General features: G+C 73.4%; 23 protein-coding genes. 16 read left to right on the forward strand and 7 right to left on the reverse strand.

Translation table 11 applies throughout. The features are described from left to right. Nucleotides 1-63: 63 nt before the first annotated feature. From BIV04_RS11160 to BIV04_RS11175, 4 genes are all read right to left on the reverse strand, one after another. Nucleotides 64-1,422: an N-acetylglucosamine-6-phosphate deacetylase gene (locus BIV04_RS11160; protein ID WP_071256336.1), complete on the reverse strand. Its 1,359-nt coding sequence runs from the start codon at nt 1,420-1,422 to the stop codon at nt 64-66. Next, the gene (locus BIV04_RS11165) at nt 1,419-1,814 is read right to left on the reverse strand and encodes a YrdB family protein (RefSeq protein ID WP_071256338.1); all 396 of its coding nucleotides are present in this window, start codon (nt 1,812-1,814) and stop codon (nt 1,419-1,421) included. Before BIV04_RS11165 ends, BIV04_RS11160 begins: the two co-directional genes overlap by 4 nt. Before the next feature lie 304 nt (nt 1,815-2,118). Further along, nucleotides 2,119-2,949 (reverse strand): formyltetrahydrofolate deformylase, encoded by an 831-nt coding sequence (gene purU, locus BIV04_RS11170; protein ID WP_055977478.1) that lies wholly within the window; start codon nt 2,947-2,949, stop codon nt 2,119-2,121. A gap of 127 nt (nt 2,950-3,076) precedes the next feature. Further along, nucleotides 3,077-3,490 (reverse strand): DUF1304 domain-containing protein, encoded by a 414-nt coding sequence (locus tag BIV04_RS11175; protein WP_071256339.1) that lies wholly within the window; start codon nt 3,488-3,490, stop codon nt 3,077-3,079. Nucleotides 3,491-3,610: 120 nt separating this feature from the next. On the opposite strand from BIV04_RS11175, the gene BIV04_RS11180 reads away from it, so the two are divergent. The 11 genes from BIV04_RS11180 to BIV04_RS11230 all read left to right on the forward strand — a co-directional run bounded on the left by BIV04_RS11180 (nt 3,611) and on the right by BIV04_RS11230 (nt 17,196). Beyond that, nucleotides 3,611-4,639 carry a LacI family DNA-binding transcriptional regulator gene (locus BIV04_RS11180; protein ID WP_071256341.1) on the forward strand — a complete coding sequence of 343 codons (1,029 nt, stop codon included), beginning with the start codon at nt 3,611-3,613 and terminating at the stop codon, nt 4,637-4,639. Nucleotides 4,640-4,844: 205 nt separating this feature from the next. Beyond that, the gene (locus tag BIV04_RS11185) at nt 4,845-6,158 is read left to right on the forward strand and encodes a hypothetical protein (protein WP_071256343.1); all 1,314 of its coding nucleotides are present in this window, start codon (nt 4,845-4,847) and stop codon (nt 6,156-6,158) included. Between the two features lie 37 nt (nt 6,159-6,195). Continuing rightward, complete coding sequence (locus tag BIV04_RS11190; protein ID WP_369813660.1) at nt 6,196-7,497, forward strand: sugar ABC transporter substrate-binding protein; 1,302 nt, start codon at nt 6,196-6,198, stop codon at nt 7,495-7,497. Nucleotides 7,498-7,646: 149 nt separating this feature from the next. Then, the gene (locus tag BIV04_RS11195) at nt 7,647-8,519 is read left to right on the forward strand and encodes a carbohydrate ABC transporter permease (RefSeq protein WP_071256557.1); all 873 of its coding nucleotides are present in this window, start codon (nt 7,647-7,649) and stop codon (nt 8,517-8,519) included. Between the two features lie 58 nt (nt 8,520-8,577). Beyond that, nucleotides 8,578-9,411 (forward strand): carbohydrate ABC transporter permease, encoded by an 834-nt coding sequence (locus tag BIV04_RS11200; protein ID WP_054147117.1) that lies wholly within the window; start codon nt 8,578-8,580, stop codon nt 9,409-9,411. Between the two features lie 173 nt (nt 9,412-9,584). Beyond that, on the forward strand, nt 9,585-10,640 hold the full coding sequence (locus tag BIV04_RS11205) for a glycosidase (protein ID WP_071256345.1): 1,056 nt from the start codon (nt 9,585-9,587) through the stop codon (nt 10,638-10,640). Nucleotides 10,641-10,748: 108 nt separating this feature from the next. Further along, the gene (locus BIV04_RS11210) at nt 10,749-12,845 is read left to right on the forward strand and encodes a hypothetical protein (RefSeq protein ID WP_071256346.1); all 2,097 of its coding nucleotides are present in this window, start codon (nt 10,749-10,751) and stop codon (nt 12,843-12,845) included. A gap of 117 nt (nt 12,846-12,962) precedes the next feature. Beyond that, nucleotides 12,963-13,208 carry a hypothetical protein gene (locus BIV04_RS11215; protein WP_071256348.1) on the forward strand — a complete coding sequence of 82 codons (246 nt, stop codon included), beginning with the start codon at nt 12,963-12,965 and terminating at the stop codon, nt 13,206-13,208. 129 nt (nt 13,209-13,337) lie between these two features. Further along, nucleotides 13,338-13,943 (forward strand): 2Fe-2S iron-sulfur cluster-binding protein, encoded by a 606-nt coding sequence (locus tag BIV04_RS11220; protein ID WP_071256349.1) that lies wholly within the window; start codon nt 13,338-13,340, stop codon nt 13,941-13,943. Next, nucleotides 13,940-15,067, forward strand: a complete 1,128-nt coding sequence (locus BIV04_RS11225) for a xanthine dehydrogenase family protein subunit M (RefSeq protein ID WP_071256350.1) — start codon at nt 13,940-13,942, stop codon at nt 15,065-15,067. The genes BIV04_RS11220 and BIV04_RS11225 overlap by 4 nt, the downstream gene beginning before the upstream one ends. Next, nucleotides 15,064-17,196, forward strand: coding sequence for a xanthine dehydrogenase family protein molybdopterin-binding subunit (locus BIV04_RS11230; RefSeq protein WP_071256351.1), 2,133 nt, complete (start codon nt 15,064-15,066; stop codon nt 17,194-17,196). The genes BIV04_RS11225 and BIV04_RS11230 overlap by 4 nt, the downstream gene beginning before the upstream one ends. A 73-nt stretch (nt 17,197-17,269) precedes the next feature. On the opposite strand, the gene BIV04_RS11235 is transcribed toward BIV04_RS11230, so the two are convergent. Next, nucleotides 17,270-18,244: an XdhC family protein gene (locus tag BIV04_RS11235; RefSeq protein WP_071256352.1), complete on the reverse strand. Its 975-nt coding sequence runs from the start codon at nt 18,242-18,244 to the stop codon at nt 17,270-17,272. A gap of 119 nt (nt 18,245-18,363) precedes the next feature. Between BIV04_RS11235 and BIV04_RS11240 the strand changes: the two genes are divergently transcribed. Next, the gene (locus BIV04_RS11240) at nt 18,364-19,104 is read left to right on the forward strand and encodes an NTP transferase domain-containing protein (RefSeq protein ID WP_083396374.1); all 741 of its coding nucleotides are present in this window, start codon (nt 18,364-18,366) and stop codon (nt 19,102-19,104) included. Nucleotides 19,105-19,122: 18 nt separating this feature from the next. Here the strand turns inward: BIV04_RS11240 and BIV04_RS11245 are convergent, their stop codons facing one another. After that, nucleotides 19,123-20,097 (reverse strand): DUF6234 family protein, encoded by a 975-nt coding sequence (locus BIV04_RS11245; RefSeq protein ID WP_071256353.1) that lies wholly within the window; start codon nt 20,095-20,097, stop codon nt 19,123-19,125. 316 nt (nt 20,098-20,413) lie between these two features. Here BIV04_RS11245 and BIV04_RS11250 point away from each other — a divergent pair, with 316 nt between their 5' ends. Together BIV04_RS11250 and BIV04_RS11255 are read left to right on the forward strand one after the other, a co-directional pair. After that, nucleotides 20,414-20,932: a DinB family protein gene (locus tag BIV04_RS11250; RefSeq protein ID WP_071256354.1), complete on the forward strand. Its 519-nt coding sequence runs from the start codon at nt 20,414-20,416 to the stop codon at nt 20,930-20,932. Between the two features lie 207 nt (nt 20,933-21,139). Continuing rightward, nucleotides 21,140-21,685 (forward strand): MOSC domain-containing protein, encoded by a 546-nt coding sequence (locus BIV04_RS11255; RefSeq protein WP_071256560.1) that lies wholly within the window; start codon nt 21,140-21,142, stop codon nt 21,683-21,685. 48 nt (nt 21,686-21,733) lie between these two features. Here BIV04_RS11255 and BIV04_RS11260 read toward each other — a convergent pair whose 3' ends face one another. Further along, the gene (locus tag BIV04_RS11260) at nt 21,734-22,123 is read right to left on the reverse strand and encodes a DUF2256 and DUF3253 domain-containing protein (RefSeq protein ID WP_054147090.1); all 390 of its coding nucleotides are present in this window, start codon (nt 22,121-22,123) and stop codon (nt 21,734-21,736) included. Between the two features lie 227 nt (nt 22,124-22,350). Here BIV04_RS11260 and BIV04_RS11265 point away from each other — a divergent pair, with 227 nt between their 5' ends. Both BIV04_RS11265 and BIV04_RS11270 read left to right on the forward strand, forming a co-directional pair. Continuing rightward, nucleotides 22,351-23,064 carry a DUF805 domain-containing protein gene (locus tag BIV04_RS11265; protein WP_071256356.1) on the forward strand — a complete coding sequence of 238 codons (714 nt, stop codon included), beginning with the start codon at nt 22,351-22,353 and terminating at the stop codon, nt 23,062-23,064. A 313-nt stretch (nt 23,065-23,377) separates the two neighbouring features. Next, nucleotides 23,378-24,676 (forward strand): MFS transporter, encoded by a 1,299-nt coding sequence (locus tag BIV04_RS11270; RefSeq protein WP_071256357.1) that lies wholly within the window; start codon nt 23,378-23,380, stop codon nt 24,674-24,676. The last annotated feature ends 15 nt before the right edge of the window (nt 24,677-24,691 follow it).

Raw genomic sequence — 24,691 nt, forward strand, 5'->3', positions numbered from 1 at the left:
GTGCACGAAACGCGGTGCCGTGTCGTGAGGGGTCGGGCAGGGCGGGGCTGGCCGTTCCGGGGATCAGCCGACGGGCAGTTCGCGGCCGGCGGCCCAGACCCGGGCGACCGTCCAGTCGTCGCGCCACGCGACGGCGTCGGCGGCGTGCCCGGGGGCCAGCCGGCCGAGCGGCGGCCGGCCCCCGGCGGCCTGCGCCGAGCCCTGCGCCGAGCGCACGACGCCGGCCTGCGCCGAGCGCGCGACGCCGGCCTGCGGGGCGCGCGTGCCCGCTCGCCTGCCCCCGGCATCGAGGCCGAGCACGCGGGCCGGCACGAGCGTCAGCGCCGCGACCGCGTCGACGGCCGAGAGCCCGGCCTGCAGGACCGCGATGCGCAGGGCGGCGTCCTGCGTCAGGGTCGAGCCCGCGATGGTCGACGTGCCGGTGAGCGTGGCGACGCCGCGCTCGACCGTGACCGCGAGTTCGCCGATGCGGTAGTCGCCGTCGGCGGCTCCGGCCGCGGCCATCGCGTCGGTGATGAGGGCGACCCGCCGCGGAGCCGACCGCAGCACGAGGCCCGCGACGGCCGGGTGCACGTGCACACCGTCGAGGATCAGCTCGATCGTCACGCGCTCGTCGCCGACCGCCGCGACGAGCGGCCCCGGGTCGCGGTGGTGGATGCCGTTCATGGCGTTGAACGCGTGGGTCACGAGGCTCGCGCCCCGGTCGAAGGCCGCGCGGGCCAGGTCGAAGTCCGCCTCGGTGTGCCCGACGGCGGCGACCACGCCCGAGCTCACGAGCCGGTCGATCGCGTCGAGCCCGCCGGGGAGTTCGGGAGCGATGGTGACCTGCCGCGTGATGCCGTCGCCGGCCTCGAGCAGGCTCTCGACCGTGGCCGCGTCGGGTTCGAGCAGGAAGTGCGGGGCGTGGGCTCCCCGCCGGTCGGGCGCCAGGAACGGCCCCTCGAGATGGGCCCCGAGCACGAGCGGGTCACGGCGCATGAGGTCACCGACCAGCCCGAGCGACCGGGACAGCACCGGCACCGGGTTCGCGACGAGGCTGATCAGTGAACGGGTCGTGCCGTGCCGACGGTGCAGGGCGAGACCGGCGTCGAGATCGTCCGGCCCGCCGTCGAAGGCGTGCCCGCCTCCGCCGTGCGTGTGCAGGTCGATCAGTCCCGGGGTGAGGGTGGCGCCCGCGAGGTCGACCGTGACGTCCGCCGGGGGCGGCACCGCGCCTCCTGCGGTCGGGTCGTCGGGTGCGCCCGACGTCGCCGAGGAGGCGCGGGCCGCGTCGACCCGGCCCGTCACCCCGGCCGCCGCGCGCGACCCCGGCACCGTGGAACCGGTGGCGACGATGACGTCGCCGTCGACGAGCATCCAGAAGCCGTCGACCTCGCCGTCGGCGTCGACCTTGCGGGCGTTCGTGAACAGCGTGGTCGTCATCGGCGGGCCCCCCGGCGGTTCTCGCGACGGAAGGCCAGGACGCCCGTGACGCCGGCCAGGACGGCGAACGCCACGGCGACGACGGGGTAGCCGAGCATGGCCCAGGCCGCGACCACGGCACCCATGATCGCGATCTCGACGAGCGCCTTGCCCACGGCATCGGTCGGGACGGGCGCGCGCGGCGACCGGAAGAGGCCCCACACGACGATCGCGAACAGGGGCGCACCGATCATGAACGCCAGCGACGGGAACGGGAATGGCCAGGCGAGGTAGCCCCAGAAGCCGAGGCTCAGGAAGGCGAGGATCAGCGTGACGAACCGCGCCACGTCGAGGGCGTCGACCGGGCCGCCTCGGGCCGGGGCGGAGGAGGGGGCGGGGTCGGTCGGAGTCACGCGTCCAGCGTACGGCCGGTGTGTGCTGGGCGGCCTGCCTGTGATCCGGTACGTACCGGATCGAGCTGCGGAGCGACGAGTGGTCAGGAGATGCTCCTCGCGGGCGCGGCAGCAGCATCTTCTGCCCACCCGGCGGCCGAACGGTCGGGCGGTCACGGGCCGGGACCCGTGACACGGGGTCGAGTGGGCAGGACGTGCTCGTCACGGGGCCGTGAGCAACGTCTTCTGCCCACTCGGCGTCGGGCGCCGGTTGCCGGGCGCAGGGGAGGGGGCCGAAGCCGACGAGGCCTGTGCCCGAGCGGGTCTAGCGGAAGACGATGGTGCGGGCGCCGTCGAGCAGCACGCGGTCTTCGGCGAACCAGCGGACGGCCTGGGTCAGGGTGCGGCTCTCTTCGTCCTGGCCGATCGCCATCAGCTCGGGGGCGCTGCGGGTGTGGTCGACGCGCACGACGTTCTGCTCGATGATCGGCCCCTCGTCGAGGTCGCTCGTGACGAAGTGCGCCGTCGCACCGATCAGCTTCACGCCGCGGGCGTGCGCCTGGCGGTACGGGTTCGCCCCCTTGAACCCGGGCAGGAACGAGTGGTGGATGTTGATCGCCCGCCCTTCGAGCGCCGCACACAGTTCGGGGCTGAGGATCTGCATGTACCGCGCCAGCACGACCAGCTCGACGTCGTACCGGTCGACGACCTGCAGCACGCGGGCCTCGAACGCCGCCTTCGACTCGGGGTCGGTGACCGGGTGGTGCTCGAACCGCTTGCCGTAGAACTCGGCCAGCCCCGACAGGTCGTCGTGGTTCGCGAGGATCAGCGGCACCTCGATCGGCAGCTGCCCCGCCCGCTGCCGGAACAGCAGGTCGTTCACGCAGTGCGCCGCCTTGCTCGCCAACACGAGTGTGCGGGTCGGACGTCCGACGACGTCGAGCTTCGCCTGCACGTCGTAGTGCGCGAGCACGGGCGCCAGCGCCGCCTCGAACGCGTCGCGCTCGCCGGGGGCCTCGACCTGCAGCCGCATGAAGAACGTGCCGGTGTCGTGGCTCGAGAACTGAGCCGACTCGGTGATGTTGCCGCCGGCCTGAACCACGGCGCCGCTGATCGCGTGGACGATCCCGGGCCGGTCCTGGCAGACGAGCGTCAGCGTCCAGTGCGTCGTTAGGGCAGTGGTAGCGGCAGCGGCGTCGTCGGGAGCGGAGGAGGCGCGGGTGGCGTCGGTCACGTCGGTCACCCGCCCAGGGTAGTGCGGCCGACGGGGCCGGACGGGCAGGTCAGTACGAGGCGATGAGCAGCGTGACGAGGGCGACGAGCGGGAAGAACCCCTGCGTGACCGCCGCGCGGGCCTTCGTGCGGTCCGAGAGCAGCAGCACGAGCGCGGCGGCGAGCATCGACCCCGTGCCCGCGACCAGCAGGGCGGTGCCCGCGGCGGATGCCTCGAAAGCGCTGCCCGCGCCTCCTGCCCCTCCGGCGACGAGGACGACGCCCACGATCGTGACGATCGCGAGGAACAGGTTGTAGAAGCCCTGGTTGTAGGCGAGCGGCTTCGTGTGCTCGGCCTGGACGTCGTCGGTGATGCCGAAGGTCGCGCGGACGCGGGGGGTGGTCCAGAGGAAGGACTCCATCACGAAGATGTAGAGGTGCAGCAGGGCGGCGAGCGAGGCCGCGACGAGCGAGACGATGAGCATGCCCCGACCCTAGGGCCGGGTGGCCCACGCGAGGGTGGCGGCCACGGCGGGTCAGTAGCATCGTGGGGGCGCGGCGGGCGCACACGGGCATCGGCACAGGCGAGGACGAGGAGGCGCGGCGTGGCAGAGCGGGTCACCATCGTCGAGGTCGCGGCCCGGGCCGGCGTCGCGATCAGCTCGGTCAGCAGCGCCCTCAACGGTCGCCCCGGCGTCTCGGAGCAGACCCGCGCGCGCATCCGTCAGGCCGCCGACGACCTCGGCTTCGTGCCCAGCGTCCGGGGGCGCAGCCTCAGTGCCAAGCGGGCCTTCACCGTCGGGCTCGTCGTGCACCGCGACCCGTTCGTGCTCGAGTCCGACCCGTTCTTCGGCAGCTTCATCGGCGGGCTCGAGTCGGTGCTCGACCCGCGCGGGTACGCGCTCATCCTGCAGATGGGGTCGGCGGCGGACGAGCCGCTCGACCGTTACCGCCGGCTCGCGGCCGGACGTCGGGTCGACGGCGTCGTCCTGAACGAGCTGACGGTGGACGACCCCCGCGTCGACCTCGTCCGCGAGCTCGACCTGCCCGCCGTCGGGGTCAACCCGGCCGGCGACTTCCCCCTGCCCGCCGTGCGGCAGGACGACTCGGCCGGAATCGGCGAGCTCGTCGACCACCTCGTGTCGCTCGGGCACCGACGGTTCGCCCACGTCGCCGGGCCCACCCGGTTCGTGCACTCGCGGCGCCGCGGAGCCGCCTGGCGGGACGCCCTCGTGGCGGCCGGGCACGACCCCGGGGTCGTCGTCGAGGCCGACTTCACCTACGACGGGGGAGCCCGGGCCGCGGCTCGCCTGTTCGGCCCGGACGCAGCGGTCGACCGCCGTCCCACCGCCGTCTTCTGCGCGAACGACCTGGCCGCGATCGGGTTCATGACCGAGCTCGACCGGCTCGGGGTCCGCGTCCCCGGCGACGCCAGCGTGGCCGGGTTCGACGGCATCGAGCTCGGGTCGTACGTGCGCCCCGGGCTGACCACGCTGACGACGGCTCCGCGGCTGATCGGGGCCGAGGCGGCGCGCCTCCTGCTCTCGGCCGTCGAGGGCGAGACCGTCACCGATGCCGAGATCGAGCCCGCGCGGCTGCTGGTCCGCGCGTCGACGGGCCCCGCCGTCCGCTGACCCCGGGCCCGCGGGCCGGACCCGGCGGGTCGCACCGTCGACTGGACGTTGCACCGCGGAAGTGCGCGGTGCGACGTTCAGTCGGCGGTGCGACGGGAGGCGAGCTGCAGGGGGTTCCGGTCGGGCCGTCACCGTGCTAGCTTCTCGGTCTACCGAAACGTTTCGGTAAACGAGCGAGACCGCACACGACGACGTGGGAGCCCCGATGACGACGACAGCCGACGCGACCAGCGCCCATACGACGAGCAGCGCCGCCGACGCGACGACCGCCGACGCGACGACCGGCGACGTCGACGTGGCCCGCGCCGCCTCGAAGCCGTACCTCGTCCCGCTGACCCGGGAGCGCCTCCGGACGGTGCTCGACGAGGCCCTCGTCCACCGCAACGAGCTGACCGGCGCGCTCTCGCAGCTGACCTTCTCGAGCCCCGCCGCGTACGAGTCTGCCGGCCGCGCCGACACCGCCGGCCGCGCCGGCACCGACGGCCCAGCCCGCACCGACTGGGCGGTCGGCCCCTTCGCCGTCGACCCGGCGTTCACCTTCACGCTCGACGGCCAGTGGCCCGACCCCGACGGTCTCGGCTGGACCAGCGAGTCCCTCTACAACCCCAGCCTCATCGAGCACGACGGCACCCTGCACCTCTTCTACCGGGCCTCGCCCCGCAAGGAGAGCCTCGGCAGCCGCATCGGCCACGCCACGCTCGCCCTCACGCCCGACGGCGAACCCGCCCCCGGTGCCGCCTGGGTCGACGACCCGGCCAACCCGGTCGTCCGTCCCACCCTCGACGACGAGTTGCTCGGCACCGAGGACCCCAAGGTCTACCGGGCCGAGGGCCGTTTCTGGCTCTTCTACAACGGCGTCTTCCCGATCACCGAGGAGGCGCGGGTCGCCCACCCGAGCCCCGGTTACCCCGTCGAGGCGGTCGGCATCGACCTGCTGGTCGCCGTCAGCGACGACCTCGTGACCTGGGAGAAGCTCGGCCCGATCGCCGACCACGAGCAGACGCGGCTCTGGGCCAAGGGCGCCGTGATCCCGCGCGACGAGCACGGGAACGCCGTCCGCCTCGGCGTCACCGGCGACGACGCCGGCGACTACCTCATGTTCGTCAGCGAGGGCTTCGACGGCGTGCTGCACGTCGGCCGCTCGGACGACCTGCGCCACTGGACCTTCGAGCCCGTGCCGTACCTCGACCTGACGGGCGTCGGCGGCCGTCTGCACGAGGTCGCCGCCGCGATCGTCACGGGTGACGGCCGCCTCGTGCTCGACGTCTTCCACGACGTCGACGGGGTCTTCGCGGCGAGCCAGGCGCTGTACGACGTCGAACGGCCGGTCGACCAGCTCGCCCTGACGCCGGGCGGCTCGCTCAGCTGGGGCGGCCTGCAGAAGATCGGCGGCCGCTGGACCTTCACGCAGGGCTGGGACGCCCCCGCCGGCCGCCGCGACCTGTACTTCTACCGCGCCGACGCAGCCCGCACCGACCCCGCCGGCTCGCACACCCCCGCACCGCACACGACCCCCTAGTCACACCCGCAGCACCACCCCACCCAAGGAGAACATCGTGCAACGACGCACACGCTTCACCCGCCGTGCCACCCTCGGCGCGACCGTCCTGGTCGCCGCCCTCGGCCTGACCGCCTGCTCCGGTGGCGGCGGAGCCTCGAGCGACGCCCTGACCGCCAAGGGCCCCATCACGATCTGGTACTCGAACAACGAGCAGGAGGTCACCTGGGGCAAGGCCATGGTCGAGGCCTGGAACGCCGACCACCCCGACGAGCAGGTCAAGGGGCAGGAGATCCCCGCCGGCAAGTCCAGCGAAGAGGTCATCGGCGCCGCCATCACGGCCGGCAACGCTCCCTGCCTCGTCTACAACACCGCCCCCAGCGCGGTCGGGCAGTTCCAGAAGCAGGGCGGCCTGGTCGACCTGTCGAGCTTCGACGACGGCGCGAGCTACATCGAGGAGCGCAGCGGCGACCTCGCAAAGCAGTACCAGGACGCCGACGGCAAGTACTACCAGCTGCCCTGGAAGTCGAACCCGGTGATGATCTTCTACAACAAGGACCTCTTCACCAAGGCCGGCCTCGATGCCGAGAACCCCGACCTGTCGACCTACGACGACTTCCTCGCGACGTCGAAGACCCTGGTCGACGCGGGCGTCTCGAAATACGCCATCCACCCGGCGCCGACGAGCGAGTTCTTCCAGTCGCAGTTCGACTTCATGCCGCTCTACGCGGCCGAGACCGGCGGCACCGGCCTCGTCGAGGACGGCAAGGCGACCTTCGCCGACACCGCCGGCGAGGACGTCGCGACCTTCTGGCGCTCGCTCTACGAGCAGGGACTGGCCGGCCAGGAGCAGTACACGGGCGACTCGTTCGCCGACGGCGAGGCCGCGATGTCGATCGTGGGGCCGTGGGCCGTCTCCGTGTACGAGGACGTCAACTGGGGTGCCGTGCCCGTCCCGACCAAGGACGGCACGAGCGCCGACGAGACCTACACGTTCAGCGACGCGAAGAACGTCGGCATGTACACGGCCTGCGAGAACCAGGGCACGGCGTGGGACTTCCTGAAGTTCTCGACCAGCAGCGACCAGGACCGCGCCCTGCTCGAGACCACGGGCCAGATGCCGATCCGCACCGACCTGGCCTCGACCTACGCCGACTACTTCGACGCGAACCCCTCGTACGCGCTCTTCGGCGACCAGGCGGCCCGCACCGTCGAGGTGCCGGCCGGCCCGAACACCGTGGCCGAGCTGCAGGCGTTCCGCGACGCCTGGTCGAGCAGCGTGATCTTCGGCAAGGGTGACGTCGACTCGTCGCTGAAGGACGCCGCGGACAAGATCGACGAGCTCGCGGCCCAGGGCTGATCGTGTCCACCGTGCACGAGGCGGCGGCAGCGTCGCCGACCGCCGGACGAGCCGAGGAGGCGCACCGCGCCTCCTCGGGGGGTCCCGGCTCCGGGCACCGGGCGGGCCGTCGCCGCGACGACGACCCGCGCGGGCGTCGGCGGGGCGGCCTGCTCGGCAAGCACCCGCTCGGCCTGCTGTTCAGCGCGCCGTACCTGGTGTTCGTGCTGGCGGTGTTCGCGTACCCGTTGGTCTACGCGGTCTACATCGCGTTCCACGACTACTTCTTCACGGCGCCCGGTGCCGTCGTCGCGCGGCCCTTCGTCGGCCTCGAGAACTTCGTCACCGCGTTCACCGACCCCGCGGTCATCCGCTCGTTCGGCAACGTCGGCGTCTTCCTGGTGATCAACGTGCCGCTGACCGTCGTGCTGAGCATGGTGCTCGCCACGGCGCTCGACAAGGTCGCGCACTTCCGGGGCTTCCTGCGGGTGGCGTTCTACGTGCCGTACCTGACGGCGAGCGTCGCCGTCGTCGCGGTCTGGCTCTTCCTGTTCAACGGCGACGGCCTGGTGAACAACCTGCTCGGACCGCTGGCCCCGACCCCGTCGTGGCTGATCAACTCGGCGTGGGCCATGCCCTCGATCGCGCTGTTCGTCACGTGGAAGCAGCTCGGGTTCTACATCCTGCTGTACCTCGCGGCGCTGCAGAACGTGCCGAAAGAGCTGTATGAGGCCGCCTCGAGCGACGGTGCCGGCCCGATCCGGTCGTTCTTCACCGTCACCGTGCCGGGCGTGCGGCCGGCCACCGTGCTCGTGCTGCTCGTCTCGACCGTCACGGGGGCGAACCTCTTCACCGAGCCGTACCTGCTGACCGGGGGAGGCGGGCCGAACGGCGCGTCGACCTCGCCCGTGTTGCTGATGTACCAGAAGGGCATCGAGCAGGGGAACCCCGACCAGGCCGCCGCGATCGGCGTCGTGCTCGTGATCCTCGTGCTGATCATCGCCCTGCTGCAGAACCGGTTCGCCGGCGGAAAGGAGGACTGACGTGACCGTCTCCGACGAGACCACCGCCCGCCCCCGGCGGATCGCGAAGAAGCCGCCCCTGACCCGGGCCCAGACCACGCTGCGTGGCGTCGTGCTCGCCCTCGGCGCCCTGGCGTTCCTGTTCCCGTTCTACTACATGGTGATCGGCTCGCTGCAGACCAAGCCCGACCCGACCGTGGCCGGGGCGTTCCCGCACCCGTCGAACCTGACGGTCGAGAACTACGCCGCCATCGACAGCCGCATCGGGCTGCTGAGCGGCCTGCTCAACTCGGGCATCTTCACGGTCGGCGTGCTCGCCTGCACCCTCGTCTTCGGCGTGCTGGTCGGCTACGCGCTGGCCGTGCTGCAGTGGCGCGGTCGCGGGGTCACCTTCGCGTTGGCGCTGCTGGTGCAGGTGGTGCCGTTCCAGCTGTTGATCATCCCGCTGTACGTGCTCATCGCGCGCAACTACGGGCTGAGCGACAACTACCTCGGCATGATCCTGCCGTTCGCCATCAACTCGACGGCGGTGATCATCTTCCGGCAGTACTTCCTGCAGCTGCCGAAGGAGCTCTTCGAGGCGGCACGCATCGACGGCACCGGCGAGTTCCGGCTGCTGTGGAACATCGCGTTGCCGCTCGTGCGCCCCGCGCTGGTCACGGCCCTGCTGCTGACCTTCATCGGCCCGTGGAACGAGTTCCTCTGGCCGTTCCTCATCACCAAGGAGGCGTCGATGCAGCCGCTCGCCGTGTCGCTGGCGAACTACATCAGCAACGTGGCGGCGACCGCGGCGAACCCGTTCGGCGCGACCCTCGCGGGCGCCGTCGTCCTGGCCGCACCGGTCGTGCTGCTGTTCATCGTGTTCCAGCGCTACTTCATCTCGACCGACGTCGGCTCGAGCGTGAAGGGCTGACCGACCGCCCACCACCCGAGGAGGCGCGGTGCGCGACCACCGCTCGCCGCGCCTCCTCGGCTCCCCACCTCCAGACCGGGTCGCCGTGCCGGCGGCCCCCACCGCAGGAGGCGCGGTGCGATCCCCCCTCGCGCCGCGCCTCCGTCGCTTCTCGCTCCTCGAAAGGGCCTCCCATGGCTGACTTCCCGTACCGACTGACCCGCCTGGGCGTCGTGATGATCCCCGACCCCGACTCGCCCGACGAGGCCGAGGGGGTGCTCAACCCCGGTTCGGGGCGTGGGCCCGACGGCGAGCTCTACCTGCTGCCGCGGCTGGTGGCCACGGGCAACGTGTCGCGGGTCGGGCTGGCCCGGGTGGTCGTCGAGGACGGCGTGCCCGTGGGGGTGACCCGCGAGGGAGTCGTGCTCGCCCCCGACCGCGGGTGGGAACGCGGCGCGACCCACGCCGGCGTCGAGGACCCGCGCGTCACGTGGATCGACGAGCTCGGGCTGCACGTGATGACCTACGTCGCCTACGGACCGCTCGGGCCGCGCACCGCGGTCGCCGTGAGCGACGACCTGCGTGACTGGCGACGACTCGGGCCGGCCACCTTCGAGTACGTCGACGAGCTCGACACCGACCTCGGGCTGTTCCACAACAAGGACACCGTGTTCTTCCCGTCGCCGGTCACCGCACCCGACGGCGTGCGCAGCTTCGCCGTGCTCCACCGACCGATGTGGCACATCGGGGCGACGGTGCCGGGCGAGGGCAGCCCGTTGCCGGCCGGCGTCACCGACGGGCGGCACTCGATCTGGATCAGCTACGTGCCCGTCGACGCGGTCGCCGCCGACCCGCGGGCGTTGGCGCGCTGGGGGCAGCACCGGTTCGTCGCCGGCCCCGAGTTCGCGTTCGAGGAGCTGAAGATCGGTGGCGGCCCGCCCCCGCTGCGCGTGGACGAGGGCTGGTTGCTGCTGCACCACGGCGTCACCGGTGTGATCGACGACGCGTTCGCCCAGCAGCAGAACGTGAACTACGCGGCGGGCGGCATCATCCTCGACGCCGACGATCCGTCCCGCGTCGTCACCCGGTCGGAGGTGCCGCTGCTCGAGGCCGAGACCGCCGACGAACGCGACGGCATCGTGCCGAACGTCGTGTTCCCGACCGCCATCGAGGAGGTCGACGGCGTCCGGTACGTGTTCTACGGCATGGCCGACTCGAAGATCGGCGTCGCTCGCCTCGACCGAGCCTGAGGCCCCTCGCACACCGACGTCGAGCACGGACCGACGTCGAGCACAGCCCGAAGTCGACCACGGCCCGACGACGACCACGGATCACTGACAAGAAGGAGGCGGTCGACGATGATCGCACGCAACTCACGATGGACGGGCACGGCGCTGGCCGCGGCCCTGGCGACCTTGCTGGGGGTGACGGGGGCGCTGCCGGCTGCCGCCGCGCCTCCTGTTCAGGCGGCCGCGCCGACCGGGTCGGCCGCACCGACCGCCCCGGCGGCCGTACCGGCCGTGGCGCCGCTGACGAACCTGGCGCACCTGGACTTCCTGCTCGACCGGACGACGCCCGCGCCCGAGGCCGGGCACTCGACCTACCGGCAGAGCACGGAGCCGACGCTCACGGTGCCGTGGACCTACGCCGACGCCCGCGACGGTGGCACCTTCGCCCGGGTGGGCGGCGGTCCGCTCGACCCCGCGACCGGGTACTGGGGGCAGGGCGCGTACAACAGCGACGACGTCTCGCGGACGGCCGTCGTGTACCTGCGCGACTGGCAGCAGACCGGCTCGGAGGCGAGCCGGGACAAGGCGTACGAGCTGTTGCGCGCGACCGCGTACTTCCAGACGACCACCGGTGAGGACGCCGGCAACGTCGTGCTCTGGATGCAGCCCGACGGCACCTTCAACCGCAGCCCGGTGCCGGTCGAGCTGCCCGACCCGTCCGACAGCGGCAACAGCTACTGGCTGGCCCGGAGCATCTGGGCGTTCGGCGAGGGATACGCCGCGTTCGCCGACGAGGACCCCGAGTTCGCCGCGTTCCTGCAGCAGCGTCTGCAGCTCGGCGTGACGGCGCTGAACCGCGAGACGCTCGCCCGCTACGGGCAGTACGACGTGGCCGACGGGGCGAAGGTGCCCGCGTGGCTGATCGGCTCCGGTGCCGACGCGTCGGCCGAGGCCGTCCTCGGGCTGGCCGCCTACTCGGCCGTCGTGCCGGGTGACGCGGCCTCGCGCACGGCGCTGACACAGCTCGCCGAGGGCGTCGCCGCGATGTCGTCCGGCGACGGGCAGACCTGGCCGTACGGAGCCGTGCTGCCCTGGGCGAAGTCCCGCTCGATGTGGCACGCCTGGTCGTCGCAGATGCCCGTCGCCCTGGCCCGGGCGTCGACCGTGCTCGGCCGACCCGACCTGCTGAAGCCCGCCGTGCTCGACCAGACCTCGTTCACGACCACGCTGCTCACCGCGAGCGGGCCCGACAACGCCTGGTACCCGACGCCCGTCGACCAGACGCAGATCGCCTACGGGGCCGACTCGAGGTTGCAGTCGGCGCTCGCCGTGGCCGGCGCCGGTGCGGGTGCGCCGGGCCTGAAGCGGATCGCGGCCGTCGCCGCGAGCTGGTACTTCGGCACGAACCGCTCGGGCACCTCCGTCTACGACCCGGCCACCGGCGTGACGTTCGACGGCGTGCAGGCCGACGGCACGGTGAACCGCAACAGCGGTGCCGAGAGCACGATCCACGGCCTGCTGTCGATGATCGCGCTCGACGGTGCGCCCGACGTCTCGGCCGAGGCTCAAGGGCTGACGAGCGTCACGTCGCGTGACGGCCTGACGGTGGTCGAGGCCGAGACGGCGGCGCCCACGACGGGCACGGTCGTCACGCCCGACTCGGCGTGGACGGGCGAGTCGCAGTACGGCGGCGGCTCGGCCCTGCGGCTCGAGCCCGGGCAGAGCGCGACGATCACGGTGCCCGCGGGCTCCGGGTTGCGGCACGTCGAGCCGGTGCTGCTGGCCGCCGAGGGAGTGCGGTCGACGTCGGTCTGGAAGGCGGGACGCGTGCCCCTCGGGACGCTGACGACGCAGGCCGGGGCGCAGGGCGTGACCGCCGCCTCCGGGGCCTTGCTGCCCCAGACGCTGCCGGTGCCGATCGGTGCGGGAGCGACCACGATCACCGTGACCGCCGGGCGGAACGCGACCGTGGTCGACGGCCTGATCGTGCGACCGCTCGTCCAGCGACTCGTGCTCGCGGGCACGGCGGCCGACGGGCGGGCGACGACGACCGAGCTGCTGTCGTCGACGTCGCGGCTGCCGCTGCCGGCCTCGGTCGGCCTCCGTGGCACCCGGTCGTCGGTCTCGTCGTACGACGCGCAGGGCCGCCTCGTGCAGCAGCGCGACGTGCAGGGCCGCAGCCTCGTGCTGGTGAAGCCCGGCGGCTTCGCCGTCCTCACCCGGTAGCGCCCCCGCCGAGACCCCAGGAACCCGCTCAGACCCCACGCCGCGCGCGAGGGTCTCGGCAGGTTCCTGGGGTCTCATCGCGCCGTGACCCGAGGAGGCGCGGGTACGGTCGACCGCATGAGCGACGACACGCAGACCCCCGGTCCCGACGGCGTCGGCCGTGACACGAGCCCGGGGCACGAGGTCGACCACGACCCGACCGGCATGACCGACGACGAGAAGCGGCACGACCAGCTGACCCGCGCCCCGAAGTCGGACGAGTCGGACGCAGCCCCGCGCATCACGACCGAGGACCGCGGTGACGGCGTCACCCGCATCGACGTCGCCGACACCGCGAAGGTCCGCCCGGGCAAGGCCGACTGACGCGGGGTGCCGGTCGGCGGGCCGCCTGCGGCGGCCGACCCGCGCCTCCTCGGCACCTCCCGCCGCCCTGCGCTTCGCAAACGGGACAGCACATGGGCACCCGCCTGCCCCCGGGCATACCGTGCACGCATGGTGTCCCAGGTCAGCGTAGAAACCAGTCCACCGAGCGCGGGCGCGAACCCGCCCGGCGTCCCGACGACGACGATCACGCTCGACGTCAACGGCAGCCCGCGCCGGCTCGAGGTCGACAACCGCACGTCTCTGCTCGACGCCCTGCGGGAGCGCCTCGATCTGACCGGCTCGAAGAAGGGCTGCGACCACGGCCAGTGCGGCGCCTGCACGGTCCTGGTCGACGGGCGACGCACCAACAGCTGCCTGGTCCTCGCCGTCAGCGCCGAGGGCAGTGACGTCACCACCGTCGAGGGGCTCGCCGACGGCGACGCCCTGCACCCGGTGCAGCAGGCGTTCCTCGACCGGGACGCCTACCAGTGCGGCTACTGCACGCCGGGCCAGATCTGTTCGACGGTCGGCATGCTCGAGGAGGCGCGGGCCGGCATGCCGAGCCACGTCACCACCGACATCACCAACGGCGAGATCGACCTCGACGACGAGGAGGTCCGCGAACGTCTCAGCGGCAACCTGTGCCGGTGCGGGGCCTACATGAACATCGTCCCGGCCGTGCACGACGCGGCCTGCGCGCACGACGCCGATGCGACCGAGGGAGCCACCCGATGAAGACCTTCGAGTACGAGCGAGCGACCGACGTCGCCTCCGCCGTCGCCACCCTCGACCGCACCCCGAACGCCAAGCCCTTGGGCGGCGGCACGAACCTCGTCGACCTGATGAAGCTCGGCGTCGAGCGGCCCGACCTGCTCGTCGACGTCAGCCGCGTCGACTTCGGAGGGGTCGACGAGCTGCCCGACGGCGGCCTCCGCATCGGCGCGGGGGTCCGCAACAGCGACCTCGCCGCGCACCCTCTCGTCCGCACCCGCTACCCGGCGCTGACACGGGCCCTCGTCAGCGCGGCCTCGGGTCAGCTGCGCAACCAGGCGGCGACCGGCGGCAACCTGCTGCAGCGCACCCGGTGCACCTACTTCATGGACACCACGAAGCCCTGTAACAAGCGCGAACCCGGCACGGGCTGCGGCGCCGTCGCCGGGCTGTCGCGCGAACTCGGCATCCTCGGCGTCAACGACCTCTGCATCGCCACGCACCCGGGCGACATGGCCGTCGCTCTCGCGGCGCTCGACGCGGTCGTCGTCTTCGAGACCGTCGAGGGCGAGCAGCGCCTGCCGATCGACGAGTTCTTCCGTGAGCCGGGCGACGACCCGACCCGCGACACGAACCTGCCGGGCGGAGCGCTGATCACCGCGGTCGAGCTGCCGTCCCTGCCGGTCGCCACGAACTCCACGTACCGCAAGGCGCGTGACCGCCGGTCGTACGCCTTCGCCCTCGGCTCGGTCGCCGCCGCCCTCTCGGTCGACGAGGCCGGTCTCGTGACCGACGTGCGCATCGCCCTGGGCGCCGCGTCGCCCGTGCCCTGGCGTGCCCGCAAGGCCGAGGAGGCGCTGGTCGGCTCTCCGGCGACGCCCGCCTCGTTCGCGGCCGCCGCGCAACTCGAGCTGGCCGCCGCGACGACCACCGAGCAGAACGCCTTCAAGGTGCCGCTGCTGACCCGGCTCGTCGTGGGCGTGCTGAGCGAGCTCGCCGGCCTCGACCACGAGGGTGACGACCCGGCCGAGGACGTCGACCCGTCGCCGTTCCGCCCGACCGGCGCCAACGGGTCGCCCCGTCGCGTCGCGGCCGACGTCGAGCCCGGCACCCGGAATGCCACCGGCACCGAGGGGAGCGCGTCGTGACCGCCGTCGACGTCGTCACGCCGGTCGACACGAGCGTCCCCACCGGTCTCGGCGCCCCCGTCGCCCGGCTCGAGGGTCGGGACAAGGTGACGGGTGCCGCCCGGTACGCCTACGAGCACACGCCCGACGGCGTGCTGTACGGCTGGATCGTGCAGTCGACGGTGACGACCGGCACGATCACCGGCTCGAACCGCGACGAGGTGCTCGCGATGCCCGGCGTGCACGACGTCATCACGTACGAGCAGGCTCCACACCTCGAGGACGCCGAGGACGGCGAGCTGCTCGTCCTGCAGTCGGCCGAGGTCGCCTACCGCGGCCAGCCCGTCGCGCTCGTGGTGGCCGACACCTTCGACACCGCCCGCGAGGCCGCGTCGGCGCTCGCCTTCGAGTACGACGAGGGCGGCATCGACGTCGTGCTGAGCACCGACCACCCCAGCCTCTACGCCCCCGAGACCGTCAACGCGGGCTTCGAGACCGACACCTCGCAGGGTGACGTCGACGCGGCGATGGCCGATTCGTCCGTCGTGATCGACGAGACGTACGAGACGGCGGCCCTGTTCAACAGCCCGATGGAGCCGCACGCCACGGTCGCCACCTGGTCCGACGGCGAGCTCGACGTGCTCGACTCGAACCAGGGCACGAGCGGCGTCGCGACGTCTCTCGCCACGCTGTTCTCGCTCGACCCGTCCGCCGTGCGCGTCCGTGCCCAACACGTCGGCGGCGGCTTCGGTTCGAAGGGCTCGGCCCGCCCGGTCGTCGTCCTCGCCTCGATCGGAACCATGCTCACCGGTCGTCCGGTGAAGGTCGCCTACACGCGACAGATGATGTTCGCGATCGCGGGCTACCGCACGCCGACGATCTCGCGCATCCGCCTCGCCGCCGACTCCGAGGGGCACCTTTCGGCGCTCTCGCACCAGACGTACTCGCACTCGTCGACGCTGCAGGAGTTCACCGAACAGACCGCCGAGCCGACCCGCCACCTGTGGGCCGCTCCCAGCCGTCTGATGACGCACCGGCTCGCCCGACTCGACGTCCCGACGCCGCGCTGGATGCGTGCGCCCGGCGAGGCGCCCGGCATCTACGCCGTCGAGTCCGCGATGGACGAGCTGGCGCTCAAGCTCGACCTCGACCCGGTCGAGCTGCGCGTCCGCAACGAGCCCGAGGTCGACCCGCACACCGGGCAGCCGTTCAGCAGCCGGCACCTCGTCGACTGCCTGCGGCGTGGGGCCGAGCTGTTCGGCTGGGACGGCCGCGACCCGCGTCAGGCCGTGCACCGGGTCGGACGCTGGCTGGTCGGCACGGGCGTCGCCGCCGCGACGTATCCCGCGAGCGTGATGCCCGCGGGTGCCCGGGTCACAGCGCTGCCGGGTGGTCGCTTCGAGGTCGGCGTCAACGCGACCGACATCGGCCAGGGGGCCCGCACCGTGATGGCGCAGATCGCCGCGGCCGAGCTGGGGGTGCCCCTCGACCTGGTCGACCTGCACATCGCCGACAGCCGGCTGCCGACCGCAGGCGTGGCCGGCGGCTCGTCGGGCACGGCGTCGTGGGGGTGGGCGGTGACCAAGGCGAGTCGGCAGGTGACCGAGTTGCTCTCGCAGGGCCAGCCCGTGCCTCCGGAAGGTCTCGAGGTCGTCGTCGACATCGAGGAGGACATCGCCGCGATGAGCGACCACTCGCGCTTCGCCTACGGCGCCCAGTTCGTCGAGGCGCGCGTGGACCTCGACTCGGGTGAGGTCGTCGTGCCGCGGATGGTCGGCGTCTTCGCGGCCGGGCGCATCATGAACGCCCGCACGGCCCGGTCGCAGTTCGTCGGCGGCATGACCATGGGCCTGTCGATGGCGTTGCACGAGCACGGCATGCTCGACCCGACCCAGGGCGACTACGGCAACCACGACTTCGCGACGTACCACGTGGCGGCCAATGCCGACGTGGGCTCGATCGAGGTCGAGTGGCTCGACGAGGAGGACCCGCACCTCGCCCCGATGGGCGGCAAGGGCATCGGCGAGATCGGCAACGTCGGCGCGGCCGCCGCGGTGGCCAACGCCGTCGCCCACGCGACCGGCATCCGGGTGCGCGACCTGCCGATCCAACCCGACAAGCTGCTCGCCGGCCTGCCGACGCGGTACTAGCGCCGACACCCCAGGAACTCGCCGAGACCCCCGTGCGCGCACGAGGGTCTCGGCGAGTACCCGGGGTCTCGACTCAGCGGATCAGGTGGATGCTGCCGTCACGGTCGCGCAGCGGGGCCCGCGAGGCACCCGAACGCACGGCGAGCACCTCGGCCAGGATCGACACGGCGGTCTCCTCGGGCGTGCTCGCACCGAGGTCGAGCCCGATGGGGGAGTGCAGGCGGGCCAGCGCGTCGGGTTCCACGTCGCGCGACCGCAGTGCGGCCATGCGGCGGTCGTGGGTCGTCCGCGAACCCATCGCCCCGACGTACGCCGCGGGCGAGGCCAGCGCCGCCTCGACCAGGTCGGCGTCGAACCGTTCGTCGTGCGACAGCACCGCGATCACGGTGCGCTCGTCGACCTCGGTGCGCGCCAGGTAGTTCGGCGGCCACTCGACGACGACCTCGTCGGCCGACGGGAAGCGCTCGCGGGTCATGAACACCGGACGCGAATCGCACACCGTCACGCGGTAGCCCAGCACCGCCCCGGCGTTGCAGAGGGCGACGGCGAACTCGACCGCCCCGAAGACGAGGAGGCGCGGCGGCGGCACCGAGCGCTCGCTGAAGACCCGCAGACCCTCGCAGTCGTCGACGGTCGGCACGACCTCGCCGGTGCGGACCGGCCCGAGGACGACGTGGGCCGACGCCTCACGCCCGGCGGCCGCGTCGCGGAGGGCGGCGATCGTCTCGGCGTCGTCGGGGGTGACGAGCCGGGCGAGCACCTCGATGCGACCGCCGCAGCTGAGCCCGACCTCGAACGCCGTCTCGTCGCTGAACCCGAACGTCTCGAGCTGCGGCGTGCCGTCGTCGAGCACCTGCGTGCAGATCCCGTAGACCGCGCCCTCGACGCAGCCGCCCGAGATGCTGCCGATCACGGTGCCGTCGACGGTGACGGCCATCGACGTGCCGACGGTCCGGGGCGCGCTGCCCACGACCGACACGGCGGTCGCGACCGCAAGGCGCTCGCCGGCGTCGAGTCGCGCCAGCAGGCGGTCGGCGATCTCGAACACGGGACTCCTCGGGGGTGGCGTCGGGTGGCGCCAGGTCTCGATGGTGCCACGGCCCGGGCCGCGGGGCACACCGCGCCGCCGGACGTTCGCCGCGTGGACAGTCCGGTTAGCCTGCAGCCATGCCCGAGATCGTCGCTCCGCCGCCCGACGGCCTGCCGCCGGTCGGCCCGCCGTCCGTCGGCCCGCCCTCCTCGGTCGGACTGCTGCTCGCGGCCGGTGCCGGGACGCGCATGGGTCGCCCCAAGGCGCTCGTGGTCGACGAGCACGGGCCCTGGCTGACCCGTGCCGTGGCGACGCTGCTCGACGGGGGCTGCGACCGCGTCGTCGTCGTGCTCGGTGCGGGCGCGACCGAGGCGCGAGCGCTGCTGGCCGCCGACCCGCGCCTCCTACCGGTCGGGTCGCCCGCGGCGGACGGGGTGACGGGCGCAGTCTCGACTGACCCGCGCCTCCTAGGGGTCGACGGTCGGGCGAGGGTGTCGGTCGTCGTCGCGGACGACTGGGCCGACGGCCTCGCGGCGTCCCTGCGGGCCGGGCTGGAGGCGCTCGCCGCGGGGGACCCCGAGGAGGCGCGGCTCGCCGTCATCACGCTGGTCGACTACCCGGATCTGCCGTCGTCCGCCGTCGCGCGGTTGCTGTCACCCCCGGCCGCCGACGTACCGCTGGGCCCGGCTGCGCTGCGCCAGTCCGTCTTCCACGGACGCCCGGGTCACCCCGTCGTGGTCGGTCGCTCCCACTGGTCGGCTCTCGCGGCGTCCCTCACCGGGGATCGCGGGGCCGGCCCCTACCTGCGGGCCCGCGCCGCCGAGCCGGTCGACTGCTCCGACCTCTGGGACGGCCGCGACGTCGACGCGCCCGCCTGACCCGGCTGCACCTGAGGGTCAGTTGCACTTCCCGCTGCCGCTGTAACACGGCGTGTAGTTCGCGGGCAGGGGCTCCTGGCGCGGTGTGGTGGACTCCCACCGGTCGCCGGGGACGGGTGCGCCGACGGCACCGATCACGACCAGCCCGGCGACGACGACGGTCGCCACGACGACGCCTCGGTGCCCGGCGGTGATCGCGGCGAACAGCGCCACGACCAGGCATGCCAGGCAGGCGACGAGGGTCGTCAGCCAGCTCTGCGCGGCTTCCTCGCTGACGGTCACGGGGGAACCGACGAGGCTGAACTCGGCGGAGAACCACTGCCCGGCCAGCGAGAGCGTGAGCACGATGCCCGCCGCGAGGGCGAGCGCCTCGACGATCACGGCGACGCGGTGCCCGAGGTGCCGGGGTGCCCGGGCGGCGGGTGCGTCGGCGGGCGTGCGGTCGGCCGGAGGTGCTGCGTGGACGGACGCGTGCTCGGCCGGACGTGCTCCGGCGTCGGACGACCCGTCGCGGCTGCCACGGCCCGAGCGCGCGGCGAGCACGACGAAGGAGGCCAGGCCGACGGTCGCGACGAACGGCAGGCTGACGAAGACGACGGTGGGCAGTGTGTAGAGGGAGAAGCCCGCCCGGAGGCCCGACGTGACGCCCGACCCGACGGTGAGCTCGACGCCGGCCCGGGCCACGGCCGCCGCGGCGACGTAGAGCCAGGCCCGGCGTGACGGGGCGGCGTCGGACCACCGCCACGCGACGAGCACGGCCAGGACGGCCCAGACGACGAAGGGCACGAGCGAGGTCTGCGCGAGCGCGGCCGGCAGCTCGAGCAACGACGCCACCACGCGGCCGGCCGAGGCCGTCACGGTGAAGAGTGCCCCGCCGATGACGAGCAGGCCCGCGGTGGTGGCGATCACCCAGGCCACCTCGCGGCGGTCGACCCGCCGGCGCAGGCTTGCCGCCGCCCCCGCGAGCCGGCCCCCGTGCTGAGTGTTCGTCATGGGTCGACGCTAGCGGCGGGTCGCGGGGCCGACGTCATCCCGGAGGCGGATGTCGGTCGTGCGACGGCCCCGGCACGAGCCGCCGTCCTGCGAGCACGTCCCCGCCCCGCCATGCTCCGCCCCGCCCTGCTCCGCCCCGCCCTGCCCTGCCCCGCCCCGTTCCGCCATGAACCCGGTTTCGAACCGCGCACCCGGTAGCAACTGGGTGCCCGGATCGAAACCGGGTTCATCGCGTGGTCGCGGTTGGCGCCGGGGGCACCGACGTCGGCAGGATCTCGATGGCGCGTGCCGGGCCGTGCGTCCTAGCGTCGGTCCCATGCCGATCACTCCCGACACGAAGAACTGGACCTGGGTGCTCGAACGCCCCTGCGCCGACTGCGGCTTCGACCCCGCCGAGGTCGCGTTCCGCGACGTGCCGGGCCTCGTCCGGGAGAACGCCGCCGCCTGGCCCGCCGAGCTCGCCCGGTCCGACGCCCGCACCCGGCCGGACGACGCCACGTGGTCGCCGCTCGAGTACGGGGCGCACGTGCGCGACGTGTTCCGGGTCTTCGACACGCGCCTCCGGCTGATGCTGGCCGAGGACGCGCCGACCTTCGCGAACTGGGACCAGGACGCGACGGCGCTCGACGACGACTACGCCGCCCAGCAGCCCGCGGTGGTGGCCGACGAGCTCGTGGCCGCCGCCGCCGTCGTGGCCGACGCGTTCGAGGCGGTGCCCGACGGGCAGCTCGGTCGCACCGGCCTGCGCAGCGACGGCTCGGCCTTCACGGTCGACTCGCTCGCCCGCTACTTCGTGCACGACCCCGTGCACCACCTGCACGACGTCCGCCGCTGACCGGCACCCCGGCAGGCAGAGCCGCCCCGAGGCACCCCGGGCCCTCGTCGCACCGCCGACCGAACGTCGCACCGCCTGTTTCGACGGTGCGATGTCCAGTCGGCGGTGCGACACCACCCGGGCCAGCCCCCGACCCCGGCCGACGCCGACCCCGCCCGGGCACCCGCACCCTCGACCCCGGCACCCGACGCGGGCAGACTGGGCGACATGACCCGCGCCTCCGTCCTCTCGGTCAACGTCGACGACGCCCACCGGTTCAGCAAGCCGCCCGTCGAGCGCGTCACCCTGCTCGCCGGGCTCGGCGTCGAGGGCGACGCGCACCTCGGGCGCACGGTGCAGCACCGCTCCCGCGTCGCCCGCGACCCGAGCCAGCCGAACCTGCGGCAGGTGCATCTGATGCACGCCGAGCTCTTCGCCGAGCTGGCCGCCCACGGCTACGACGTCGGGCCCGGGGACCTCGGCGAGAACGTCACCACGCACGGGGTCGACCTGCTCGGCCTGCCCGTCGGCACCGTGCTCACCCTCGGTCAGGAGGCGCGGGTCGAGATCACCGGACTCCGCAACCCGTGCCTGCAGATCGACCGCTTCGAGTCGGGCCTGCTGAAGGCCGTGGTCGGACGCGACGAGGCGGGCGAACTCGTCCGCAAGGCGGGCGTCATGGGCGTCGTGCTCACCGGGGGAGAGGTGCGACCCGGCGATCCCGTCGGCGTCGACCTGCCCGCCGAGCCCTGGTCGGCGTTGCAGCCCGTCTGATCCCCGTCGTTCGGCCCGCGCGTCCCGCTCACGGCGTCGCCGCGAGGCTCACGACCGGTGCCGGCGGATGCGGATCGGACCCTTCGCCGTCGACGGGTCGACGACCGACCCGCCCTGCGTGATGTCGACCTCGCCCGCGGCGACCAGGCGTCGGGCCGCGCGGCGCACGGGCTCCATGAGGCCGCGCCAGGCGTCCTCGTCGTCGGGGTGCAGCGACCGCGCGACGTCCGACGGGCAGATCGTCGAGGTCGCCGCCCGGGCCGCCAGCAGGTCACGGATGCGCTGCTCGAGCTCGCGGTCCTGGGCCGTCACCTTGCGCTTGCGGCACGCGTCGCTGCAGTACGCGACCTCGTCCCAGTTCGACGCCCACTTCTTGCGCCACTCGATGGTGCGTCCGCACGATCGGCAGGTCTTCGGGTCGGGGGTCGCGGCGCTCATGCTGACAGTCAACGCGGGAGGCGCGGTGAGCGTTCCCGGGGACGCGCCCGTCGGTCCCTCCGCTGCGGACCGGACCCGCGCCTCCTGACCGTGCGGCATCGCGCGTCGTGCACCGCCCCGCGACGGGTCGAGGTGCCTTGCACGAGACGCGGTGCGACGCTGCGTCGGGGACATCTCGTCCGCGTGGGGGATGGAGGCGCGGGCACGGTCGGCGTACCGTCGTGCGGATGACCAGGGGCACGGCAGCAGGCCGGACGAACGGGGGCACGGCGGCAGGCGCGACGAGCGGCTCGTGGTTCGAGGTCGACCGGCTGCCGCTGCCCGGGGCCACGCCGATGCAGGCGGTGCGCCGGTTCGTCGGCAACGCCTACGTGGTGCACGCCCGGGCGGGCCGCGCCGAGTTCTGGTGGATCTGGCTCTTCCAGACCGTGCTCGGGCTCGTGGTCAACCTCGGCGTCGGGTCGCTCGTGCGCGGGGCGAGCGTGGTCTCGTGGTCCGTCGGGGCCTACGGCTCGTCGTTGTTCGCGCCCTGGCCGGTCGTCCTCGGGCGCCCGGCCGGTGCGGGCCCGGGCGCCAGTCTGAGCCAGGGTGCCTCCCTCGAGGTCGGGCAGTTCTCGATCGGACCGTTCGGGCCCGCGGGCCCGGCGTGGGGAGGCATGACCTGGGTCGCCCTGGTCTGGGGGCTGTGGTGCCTGATGACCTTCGTGCCCATGGCGACGTTGACCATCCGGCGCCTGCACGGCGCCCGGGCCTGGGGGTGGGGCTGGTTCTGGCTCGGGGCGCTGATCCCGTTCCTGCAGATCGTCGTCGTGTTCCTGCTCGCCCGCGAGACCCAGCCGCCGAGCGCCCGCTTCCTCGAGCGCGACCGCGACCGCGCGCCCGACGCGGTCGACGACGCCGGGACCGAGCCCCCGCACCCCGACCTGCCCCGCGCCTCCTGACGCCACCGCACCGCGTTTCGTGCACCGCACCTCGTCTAGTCGCGGTGCGGTGCACGAAACCCGGTGCGCTGCCGCGCACCGGGCCCCTGGCCAGGCCGGTCGGCAGCGGGTAGACTCGAACTCGGTCGGGCGGTACTCCCGGCCCCGGGCGTGCACGACAGCGCGCAGTCGGGATCACCATCCTCCCCGAGTCACCCACGGTCACCAGCGGCACGAGTCGCGAGGGCCGTGCCGCCGACAGATCGTCACGATCAGCCGGCCCGTGGCCGCCATCGGGTCGAGAGAACGGCGCCCGCCGACCACCCCAGGTTCCATGACACTCGCACCCCCGCGCCCCACGGCGCCCACGTCCACCCCGTCCGCCCGTTTCCCGTGGGCCGGCCTGATCGCCATCGCCGTCGCCACGTTCCTCTCGATCTCGGGCGAGATGCTGCCGACCGGCCTGCTGCCCGAGATGAGCGCCGACCTCGGCGTCACCGAGTCGAGCATCGGCCTGCTCGTCAGCGTCTTCGCCTTCACGGTCGTCCTCACCAGCACCGGACTGACCCACCTCACCCGCCGCCTGCCCCGGCACCTGATCGTGGTCGGCCTGATCGTCGTCCTCGCGATCAGCGCGGGCCTCACCGCCGTCGCGCCGACCTACGAGCTCGTGCTCGCGAGCCGCGTGCTCGGCGGTCTCGCCCACGGCATGTTCTGGGCGATCGGTGGTGCCTACGCCGGTCACCTCGTGCCGCGGGCCCAGGTCGGCCGGGCGCTCGCGGTCGCGATGAGCGGCGGCACCCTCGCGTTCGTGCTGGGCGTCCCGCTCGGCACGGCGCTCGGTCAGGCCCTCGGCTGGCGTGAGGCGTTCGGCATCCTCGCCGGGCTCATGGCGCTCGGCGCGGTCTTCGTCTACAAGTTCCTGCCGCCGGTCGGTCGGGGCACGGCGCACGAGTCGACGCCGGAGCCGGTGACCGACGCGGTCCCGACGCTGGTCGACGGCACCGCGCCTCCGACGGGTGCTGCCGTCCGTCGTCGTCGCGCGCTGCCGAAGCCGAGCGTGCTCGGTGTCGTGCTGAGCTGCGTCATCACGGCGGTGTTCATGATCGGGCACTACTCGTTCTTCACCTACATCACGCCGTACCTCGTGCGGTCGACCGGGGTGCCCGAGCAGGGCCTCGCCGGGTGGCTCTTCGCGTTCGGCATCGCCGGGGCCGTGGGACTCGGCATGGTCGGCTGGTTCCTCGGGGCGCGGCCGCGGGTGAGCATCCCCATCGGGGTGGCCGTGGTCGGGCTCGCCGTGACCGGCATGCTGCTGTTCGAGGGCATGCTCGTGCCGTCGCTCGTGGCGTTCGTGCTGTGGGGCGTGACGTTCGGGGCGCTGCCGCCGCTGTTCCAGACGCGCATGCTGCAGGTCGCCCCCGAGCGGATGCGCGACCTGGCGAGCGCGTTCTACACGACCGGCTTCAACGCCGGCATCGGCGGAGGAGCGCTGATCGGCGCGCTCGTGCTCGACGGGTCCGGGCTCGACTCGCTGCCCGTGCTCTACATCGTGGTGGCCGCGGTGGTGCTGGTCGCGGTGCTCGCGAGCGACCGCCTGCTCGCGCGCCGCTCGTCCCGCCGCGTCTCCTGAGCCGCGCGCCGCTCG

This window comes from Frigoribacterium sp. MCBA15_019, from assembly GCF_001864945.1.
Taxonomy (GTDB): Bacteria; Actinomycetota; Actinomycetes; order Actinomycetales; family Microbacteriaceae; genus Frigoribacterium.